Source organism: Streptomyces sp. NH27, assembly GCF_056859195.1.
Genome location: NZ_JACEGK010000834.1, coordinates 1 through 1998, shown reverse-complemented (window position 1 = coordinate 1998; position 1998 = coordinate 1). Strand labels below are relative to the sequence as shown.

The 1998-nt window shown below is 72.2% G+C and carries 2 protein-coding genes; both read right to left on the bottom strand.

Features of this window, described 5'->3' with window-relative positions:
* Positions 1 to 68 precede the first annotated feature (68 nt).
* The gene (coaE, locus tag AC13HU_RS36325) at positions 69 to 680 is read right to left on the bottom strand and encodes a dephospho-CoA kinase (RefSeq protein WP_483046263.1); all 612 of its coding nucleotides are present in this window, start codon (positions 678 to 680) and stop codon (positions 69 to 71) included.
* 45 nt (positions 681 to 725) lie between these two features.
* A complete protein-coding gene (locus AC13HU_RS36320; RefSeq protein ID WP_483046262.1) occupies positions 726 to 1661 on the bottom strand; it encodes a PAC2 family protein in 936 nt (311 codons plus the stop codon).
* Positions 1662 to 1998: the final 337 nt, after the last annotated feature.

Below are 1998 nucleotides of genomic sequence, written 5' to 3'. Positions count from 1 at the left end.
GCCCTGATCCGCCCCGCCCGGGTCCGCCATGCCCGCGCCGCCCGCGGCGGCCCTACTCCTCCACGGCCCTACTCCTCCGCGGACCTGCCCGCGCGCTCCCGCAGCCGCCGCCAGATCTCCCGCACCTGCGGTTCGAGGTCCTCCAGCGGACCGTCGTTGTCGATCACCAGGTCCGCGATCGCGAGGCGCTCGTCCCGGGTGGCCTGCGCGGCCATCCGGGCGCGGGCCTCCGGCTCGGCCATGCCGCGCTGCCGGACCAGCCGGTCGAGTTGCGTGGCGGGGGCGGCGTCCACGACGACGACCAGGTCGTAGCGCGGGGCGAGGCCGTTCTCGGTGAGCAGCGGAACGTCGTGTACGACGACCGCGTCCGGGCCCGCGGCCTGCTGGAGTTCGGCGGAGCGGTCCGCGACCAGGGGGTGCACGATCGCGTTGAGCGCTTTGCGGCGCGCCTCGTCGGCGAAGACGATCGCGCCGAGCTTCGGGCGGTCCAAGCTGCCGTCCTCGCCCAGCACGCCCGGACCGAACTCCTCGACCACCGCGGCGAGTCCGTGCGTACCCGGCGCCACCACCTCCCGCGCGATGCGGTCGGCGTCCACCAGGGTCGCGCCGTACGACCCGAGCAGGCGGGTCACCTCGCTCTTGCCGGCACCGATGCCCCCGGTCAGCCCCACGTTCAGCATGGGCAGAGCTTACGGCCGTTACGGCCTGGGCGGCCCGCTACCGGATCAGCGCCCATCGTCTTCCTGGTCCGCGAGGAACCGCTCGAACTCGGCGGCCAGGTCGTCCGCGGAGGGGAGGTCGACGGGTTCGGCGATGAGGCTCTCGCGGCTCTGGGAGCCGGCCACCGCGTCGTACTGGCTCTCCAAGCCGCGTACGACGGAGACGAGTTCGCTGTCGCCCTCGGCGACCTGGCGGTCGATCTCGACGCGGACGGTGTGTGCCTCGCGGCGCAGCGCGTGTGCCACGTCGGGCAGGACCAGCCCGGTCGCGGCGGTGATGGTCTCCAGCACGGCGAGCGCGGCGTCCGGGTAGGGCGAGCGCGCGAGGTAGTGCGGCACGTGGGCGGCGACGCCGAGGACGTCACGGCCGGCTTCGGCCAGCCGCAGCTCGACGAGACTGGCGGCGCTGCCGGGGACCTGCGCCTCGTCGAACCAGGCGCGGTGCCCGGGCATCAGGTCCACGCGGTTGCCGTGCGGGGTCAGGCCGACCGGGCGGGTGTGCGGAACTCCCATCGGGATGCCGTGGAAGTTGATGGCCAGGCGGACGCCGAGCCGCTCGATCACCTGGAGGACGGCGGCACTGAAACGCTCCCATTCCACGTCCGGCTCGGAGCCGGTGAGCAGCAGGAACGGGGTGCCGGTGGTGTCCCGCACCAGGTAGAGGTCGATGCGGGGCTCTTCGTACGACGACCAGTGGTCGCGCTCGAAGGTCATCAGGGGGCGGCGGGCGCGGTAGTCGATCAGCCGGTCGGCGTCGAAGCGCACGATGAGCTGGTTGTCGAGCCGGTCCAGCAGCTGCTGGGCGATCTGCTGGCCGGTCTCGCCGGCGTCCATGTAGCCCTCGAAGTAGTAGAGCAGGACAGGTCCGGTGTCGCCGACCGCTTCGTCAACGGCTTCGGCACCTCCCGGTACGTACTCGTACAGCCCCTGCGGATCGGCCACGGTGATCGTCCTCCCTCGCTCCTCGTCACCCTCAACGAACCGTATCCGCCTGCCATTCCCGCCGACGCGGGCCAACCGGTTCCGGCCGCGGCCGCACAGGGCCTTGACTGGCCGTCGGACCGCCCCTACGGTCACGACCCGCCGCCATCGTTCATGATGGCAGCCAACGTTCACATACCTGATGGCGACGTGGATGCGAAGGGTGTTCGGATGCGACCCCACGCGCTCCCCCCACCCGTTCCTCCTGCTGTCCGCGAAAGGCGGTGCCGACGAAGGCGAGAGCCATCGACCCGCGACGCCGCCCTCCATGTGCCGGTCGGTCCAAGGCGGCGGATAC